The sequence below is a fragment of the Acinetobacter sp. YH12041 genome (assembly GCF_013419975.1).
Lineage (GTDB): Bacteria > Pseudomonadota > Gammaproteobacteria > Pseudomonadales > Moraxellaceae > Acinetobacter.
On the sequence record NZ_VOZC01000036.1, the window covers coordinates 1 to 7,943 of the forward strand.

Genomic DNA, 7,943 nt, shown 5'->3' on the forward strand with positions numbered 1-7,943 from the left:
TGTGACCGGTACAACCGAAGCGGGTGCAACGGTGACTGTAAGCTATAATGGTAAAGTAGTGGGTACAGCACTTGCAGATGCTGAAGGCAAGTACAGCGTTACTTTGAATAAAGCTTATAAGAATGGTGAGAAGCTTGAAGTTGTTGCAACTGATACAGCCAATAACAGTACCAAACCAAATGCAGTAACAGCACCAGATACCACAGCGCCATCAAGCTTAACGCAAGTAATCAGTGCGGATGGTCAAACGATCACAGGTAAAACCGAAGCTGGTGCTACAGTAACAGCGACATTCAATGGACAAGTGGTTGGTACAGCGATTGCAGGTACAGATGGTCAATACACATTGACCTTGACTCCAGCCTTCACCAATGGTGAAAAGCTCGAAGTGATTGCGACAGACAAAGCCAATAACAGCACCAAACCAAATACGATCACAGCACCGGATACGACAGCACCTGCGACCTTGACGCAAGAATTGGCTGCAGACAATAAAACGGTGACCGGTACAACCGAAGCGGGTGCAACGGTGACTGTAAGCTATAATGGTAAAGTAGTGGGTACAGCACTTGCAGATGCTGAAGGCAAGTACAGCGTTACTTTGAATAAAGCTTATAAGAATGGTGAAAAGCTTGAAGTTATTGCTAAAGATCAGGCGGGTAATGCAGTAACGAAAAACTTATATGCTCCAATTGCTCAGTTAGAAAATGTAGATGCACACTTTGAATTAGCTGAAATATTTGAAACACAGACGGTATTGAAAGATGACATCGTCTATAGTCAACAAGATCAAAGCTCGATGTATGTTTATGTTGATTTTGAAGTGACAGGTGAAAATGCGTCAATTATTCTCAGCTTAACTACGGCATCGGGCATTATAAATGGTTCTTATAGCTATAGTATCTATGGAGATGGAATTAGTTCTTCTGGGTCTAAATCAATTTCAAGCATAGGTTTAAGTTATCAAGATCTTATTCTTGCTGAAGGGTTGACACTTGGTCATTACACTTTACAGCTCGATGCATATTCTTGGAATACAGATTTTGAGTTAGTTGTAAAACAAGAAAAACTCGTAAATGAATTAGTGTTTGATGGCTATGAAACGGTAGTCGGTCATATTTTTGCTGATGTAAATGGCAAAGTTTCAGCCCCACAAAGCTATATTCTAAAAGTAGGTGATCAAGAAATCCGAGTTGAAAATGGTAAGGGCAATGTAGCATCAATCACCTATCAAACAGAGCATGGTACTCTTACATTAAAAGCGAATGGTTCTTATACATATCAGTCAAATTGGTCTGAATCAGGTTTAGATGCAAAAGGTTTGAATGATCAACTCAACATTCAAATTAGCAGTATGGATGGTCAGACCCAAAGTGGTTATCAGGTTTATATCACTACAGATATTACACCACCTGTTGCTGGTGAATTGATCTTTACTGATTTTGAAGATTCTGGCATCTCGGTAATTGATGACATTACGAATGACGCATCGTTTGATTTATCGATTCGAGGTAATGAATTAAATAGCACTGTCGAGTATCAATATTCAACTGATGGTGGTGTCACTTGGTTTAAGTTAGAGCGCCAGTTTGATTATTGGGGTGATGGATTTAATTTCTTTGATGAGGGTACATATAGTTTTAGAGCGAAAGTGACCGATTTTGTAGGGAATGAAAGCTACACCGATATTAAAACCATTACAGTTGATTTGACTGCACCTGAATTGCAATCTGTATTTAGGTATGATGCACAGAATGATCAATTCATTTTTAATGCGCCAACAGATGCATATGAAGTTTACAAATGGGTAAATGATCAATGGCAGGCTGTTAAGCTCAACAATACGGTAGGTTGGAATTCAGCGAAATATAAAGTCATTGCAACTGATGCAGCAGGGAATATAGCTGAAAAAATCTATAATATTAGTGAAGTTTCAGGAACGTATAAACCAACAAATAATTCTGAACACAATATCTTAAAAGGAACAGAAGTTACAGATTATTTATATGGTGGCGCTGGCGATGATATTTTACTCGGTGGTGGTGGTCAGAGCTTCCTATATGGTGAAGAGGGTGATGATATCTTGAATGCTCAAGGCGGAACGACTTCAGCATTAAGAGGTGGTGAAGGTAGCGATACATATATTTTTGAAAAGGCAGATATCTATCAAGATGCAAATCAATTAATTACTATTATTGATAGTAATTCTGATCAAGATAAAAATGTTCTACAGCTTAAAGGTTATAGCACTTCAGAGGTAATTTTAAAACAGGCTGGTAGTACTCTAGAGATCTATGTCAATGGTTATAGTAAACCAATCGTTATTGAAAATCATCTATCTGATTTGAGCATTTATACAAATTACGGAATTAGTGAAATTCAATTCGATGACGGCACTATTTGGGATCGTGAAACCATCCTTGATATGTTAGTCAATAGAATTGATGGGACAGATCAGAATGATATCCTTATCGCTGAAGAAAGCGCTACGATCTATGGATATGATGGAGATGACTATTTAGAAGCAAAAGGTCCAAATAGTTATGTTTATGGCGGTAATGGTAACGATACTTTGGTAGGTAACTCGTACGATTTAGGGCTGTTTGATAATGATGACCATCTTTATGGTGGCGCTGGCGATGATATTTTACTCGGTGGTGGTGGTCAGAGCTTCCTATATGGTGAAGAGGGTGATGATATCTTGAATGCTCAAGGCGGAACGACTTCAGCATTAAGAGGTGGTGAAGGTAGCGATACATATATTTTTGAAAAGGCAGATATCTATCAAGATGCAAATCAATTAATTACTATTATTGATAGTAATTCTGATCAAGATAAAAATGTTCTACAGCTTAAAGGTTATAGCACTTCAGAGGTAATTTTAAAACAGGCTGGTAGTACTCTAGAGATCTATGTCAATGGTTATAGCAAACCGTTAAAGGTTGAAAATCATTTGTCTGATCTAGAAATTTATAAAAATTATGGGATCAGTGAAATCGAATTTGATGATGGTACTATTTGGGATCGTGAAACCATCTTAAATAAAGTCAGTGCGCCTCAACCTGCACTTTTCTCCATTGGTGAAGAATCCTTACTTGATGTGTTGAGTATAGGAGATAATAAAGTGTTTGATCATCCTGCTGATCCTCTGCTGGTTGCAGAGAATTCAGTGGCGTCATTGCTAATTGAATCTGCTGATAATGAAGTAGATTTAACCCAATTCATTGGCGATACGATAGCAACTACTACTGCCTCTGCATCGAGCATTGATGCTAGCACCTTGGTAAGTAATTATCGAGTGGATGTATACAATGAGTTGCTGATGCCAAATACAATGAGTATCTAATATTATTTAGCTTTAAGTAATATTCTAGTTTTTAAAAAACCGAGTTAACTCATTAGCTCGGTTTTTTATTTAAAGTAATGAATTAAAATATTTTTTATGCTTATTGGAAATAAAGAATAGTTGTTTTAAATAAGAAAAATAGTCTCTTGAAAGACTTGAACTAAGCTGTTGGTTAATAATTATTTTTCATCGATATTAAATTCTATAGAAATATTAAATGGATTCCTAAGAGGATATTTAGAAAGTATCTAAAGAAAAATGAATATCTATCTATATCCAGAGTTCACCTTGATGTCCATTTTTCATAAATTCGATTAAAAAAATGCACATAATTTAAACTGAAGAAAGAGTAGAAAAATGACTATTGTTTAAGTTGTCTTAAGTCTTCAGGATCAACTTTCAATTTATCAGGTGCAGATCATAAATTTCGATAGGAAGGAGCAGATCTGTTTCAATTCGCTTTTTAACCCATACTTATGGAAATTACGGCCATTGATAATTTATTTTCATGATACCCAACATGTAGATAAAAATTGATGGCAAAAAACCGAATTAAGCACACATTAAGTTTATAGGTGAATTTGTCTGATTTTTAATTTAAGTAATTGAATTATAATGATTAAATTATAATTTTTGGTAAAATTAAGCAAAATCTGCAAATTAACCTTCTAATGCACAAATCGCATGGTTTGGCAATGTGCCGATTCGAAAAAAGGTTCATTTTCACGTAGAATACTGCTGTCGGTGAATCACGCTGACAATTTTTACGAATTTTTCAGGCAAAGTTGAATATGTATTGATATTCCTTTGACTGAGGTGCAACCAGCACCACTACTTTCAAAGTTTATTTAAGTAACCGGTTCGCTGAAATTAGGCCAAAAGCCTGATGATCAGAAACTCAATCCAAAGCAAGGGGCTATATATGGCTGGTGGAAAGTCAACAATCATTTACACACTGACCGACGAGGCGCCATTATTGGCGACTTACTCTCTACTGCCGATCATTGAGACCTTTACTAAGCCGGCGGGCGTTGAGATTGTTAAGACAGACATCTCTGTAGCCGCACGCGTACTTGCAGAATTCGCAGACTATCTAAGCGATGAGCAGAAAGTTTCAGATAACCTGGCAGAATTAGGTCGTCTTACTCAGGACCCAGATACTAATATCATTAAACTCCCTAATATTAGTGCGTCTGTTGCTCAGTTGACGTCATGCATTAAAGAACTTCAGTCTAAGGGCTATGCACTGCCTGATTATCCGGAAAATCCGACTACTGAAGAAGAAAAAGCAATTAAAGCGCGTTATAGCAAGTGCCTAGGTTCAGCAGTGAACCCAGTACTTCGTGAAGGTAACTCTGACCGTCGTGCGCCGACAGCAGTGAAAAACTACGCGAAAAAACACCCACATTCTATGGGTGAATGGAAACCTTGGTCACAAACTCACGTTTCTCACATGCAAGAAGGCGACTTCTACCATGGCGAAAAGTCTATGACTTTAGACCGTGCACGTAATGTGAAAATGGAACTGATCACCAAGTCTGGTGAAACTATCGTTCTTAAGCCAAAAGTTGCGCTTCAAGACGGCGAAATCATCGACTCAATGTTCATGAGCAAAAAAGCCCTTTGCGACTTCTATGAAAAAGAATTAGAAGATTGTAAAGAAGCTGGCATCCTGTTCTCTTTACACGTTAAAGCGACCATGATGAAAGTATCACACCCGATTGTATTCGGTCACTGTGTACGTATTTACTACAAAGATGCGTTTGAGAAACACGGTAAACTGTTCGACGAGCTAGGCATTAACGTAAATAACGGTATGGCTGGTCTTTACGAAAAAATCGAATCTTTACCAACTTCTTTACGCGAAGAAATCATTGAAGATCTTCATGCATGCCAAGAACATCGTCCAGCACTTGCGATGGTTGATTCTGCAAAAGGTATTACTAACTTCCATTCTCCAAACGACGTGATTGTAGATGCTTCTATGCCTGCAATGATCCGTACTGGCGGTAAAATGTGGGGTGCTGACGGTAAACCTTACGACTGTAAAGCAGTTATGCCTGAATCTACATTCGCACGTATTTATCAGGAAATGATCAACTTCTGTAAATGGAATGGTAACTTCGACCCACGTACTATGGGTACAGTTCCTAACGTTGGTCTGATGGCTCAAAAAGCTGAAGAATACGGTTCTCACGACAAGACTTTCGAAATTCCAGAAGCGGGTGTTGCGAACATCACTGACCTTGAAACTGGTGAAGTGTTGATGTCTCAAAACGTGGAAGAAGGTGATATCTGGCGTATGTGCCAGGTGAAAGACGCACCGATCCGCGACTGGGTGAAACTGGCTGTAACTCGTGCACGTAACTCTGGCATGCCAGCAATCTTCTGGCTTGACCCGTACCGTCCACACGAAAACGAACTGATCAAAAAAGTTCAAACATACCTGAAAGACCACGATACAGAAGGTTTAGACATCCAAATCATGTCTCAAGTACGTGCGATGCGTTATACACTTGAACGTGTTGCTCGCGGTCTGGATACCATTTCAGTAACTGGTAACATCCTGCGTGATTACCTGACTGACTTGTTCCCAATCATGGAACTTGGTACTTCTGCGAAAATGCTGTCTATCGTGCCTTTAATGGCAGGTGGCGGTATGTACGAAACTGGTGCTGGTGGTTCTGCACCTAAACACGTACAACAATTGGTAGAAGAAAACCACTTACGTTGGGATTCTCTAGGTGAGTTCTTGGCATTGGCTGTTTCTCTGGAAGAAATGGGCATTAAAGAAAACAATGCACGTGCGAAACTGCTTGCGAAAACACTGGATGCTGCGACTGGTAAATTGCTTGACAATGACAAGTCTCCATCACGTCGTACTGGCGAGCTAGACAACCGTGGCAGCCACTTCTACCTGGCTAAATTCTGGGCTGAAGAACTTGTAGCGCAAGACGAAGATGCAGAATTGAAAGCGAAATTTGCACCGATCGCTCAGTCTCTTGCTGAAAATGAAGAGAAGATCGTAAGCGAATTGAATGCAGTTCAAGGCCAATCTGTAGATATCGGTGGTTACTATGCAGTTGATCCTGCAAAAGTAAATGCTGTAATGCGTCCAAGTGCTACATTGAACCAAATCATTGAATCACTAAATGCTTAATCAGGCTGTACTAGCTTTAAAGCTCGTAAAGTGAATAAAACCGGTGCTTAGGCGCCGGTTTTTTATTGTTTTTAGATATACATTTAGATAAGAAATGAAGAAATGAGATTTCAGTTAAGTTTCTGATCTATCGTTATTTGATTGAATAATCGAAATGATTAAAAAATAATTCTGAAATTGTTATATTGATTTAAAGTATAAGCGCTATATTAAAAAAAAGGTTTTATTGACCTGGGTAGGGTAGAGCCATGAGTAATCAGATATTCATACAGCAGACTTTTGATGGTCCGGTGGATATTGTTGGCGATATTCATGGTGAGATTGATGCGCTACAACAATTGTTAGAAGTATTGGGCTACGATCTGCAAGGTCGTCATCCTGAACAGCGTAAACTGATTTTTGTCGGGGATCTGTGTGATCGTGGACCAGACAGTATCGCTGTCATCAGACAGGTTAAAACCTTAATAGAAAATGGCAATGCGCAATGCATTCTGGGTAATCATGAAATCAACTTGTTAACCGATACGCTACGGGAAGGCAATGGCTGGTTTTTTGGTTCACCGCATCAGGATGATCTCAAAACTTTTGATTCAGTTCAGGCTTCAATTCAGGATCGTGCATGGATTCTAGAATTTCTAAACAGCCTGCCTTTGGCTCTAGATGCACCCCATTTAAGAATTGTGCATGCTTGCTGGGATACACAGGCAATTCAACAATTGAAATCTGTTCCTTTTAATTCAATCAGACAGGCTTATGATCATTTTGTCCTGAAAAATGAGCTTGAGTTACAGACTTTAGGCTTTGATGAATATATCCAGAGTGAACAGCAGCAATATCAGGAACAATTCAAGGATCCAGCAGCCAGTATTCCCTTATTAAAATATATCGCTGAAAAAGAGTTACGCGACCAGATGCAAAATCCGATTCGTACCTTAAGCTCAGGCGCAGAAAAAATTGCACAACGTCCAGTCTATGCAGGGGGGCGCTGGCGTATGATTGACCGTTTGCCATGGTGGGAGCGTTATACAGATAGGATACCTGTGGTGATTGGCCATTATTGGAGAAACTTTAAAACCACCGAAGAAAAATCCGGTCTGTTTAAGCATATTGATGCTCTGCAATGGTTTGGACAGCAGCAGAATGTATTCTGTGTCGACTATTCAGTGGGCAGGCGTTATCGTGACCGACAGCAACAGGCTGAGTATGCTCATCATCTTGGGGCTTTAAGACTGCCTGAAAATCTGGTGATTTTTGAAGATGGCCAGCAGTATTTCACTCAAAAAATGACGTAAAAAAAGCAGCCACGAAGACATTGCTGTCCCACAATTTTTCACAAGAGGAAGCTCAAATGAGCTTCCTCTTGTTTTATGGGTATTTTATCGGGTGAAAATAAAGCTTTTAAAGTTCTTCTTTCAAACAAATTCACTTGAATTATTC

3 protein-coding genes are annotated in these 7,943 nt (G+C 39.1%); all 3 read left to right on the forward strand.

The window, feature by feature from the left end; genetic code table 11:
• The first annotated feature begins 1 nt into the window (after position 1).
• The 3 genes from FTU00_RS15065 (at position 2) to FTU00_RS15075 (ending at position 7,798) form a co-directional block, all read left to right on the forward strand.
• Positions 2-3,346, forward strand: a complete 3,345-nt coding sequence (locus tag FTU00_RS15065) for an Ig-like domain-containing protein (protein WP_373686197.1) — start codon at positions 2-4, stop codon at positions 3,344-3,346.
• 922 nt (positions 3,347-4,268) lie between these two features.
• Positions 4,269-6,506, forward strand: a complete 2,238-nt coding sequence (locus FTU00_RS15070; RefSeq protein WP_034170011.1) for an NADP-dependent isocitrate dehydrogenase — start codon at positions 4,269-4,271, stop codon at positions 6,504-6,506.
• A 248-nt stretch (positions 6,507-6,754) separates the two neighbouring features.
• Entirely contained in the window at positions 6,755-7,798 is a 1,044-nt protein-coding gene (locus FTU00_RS15075; protein WP_180179975.1) for a metallophosphoesterase, read from the forward strand.
• Positions 7,799-7,943: the final 145 nt, after the last annotated feature.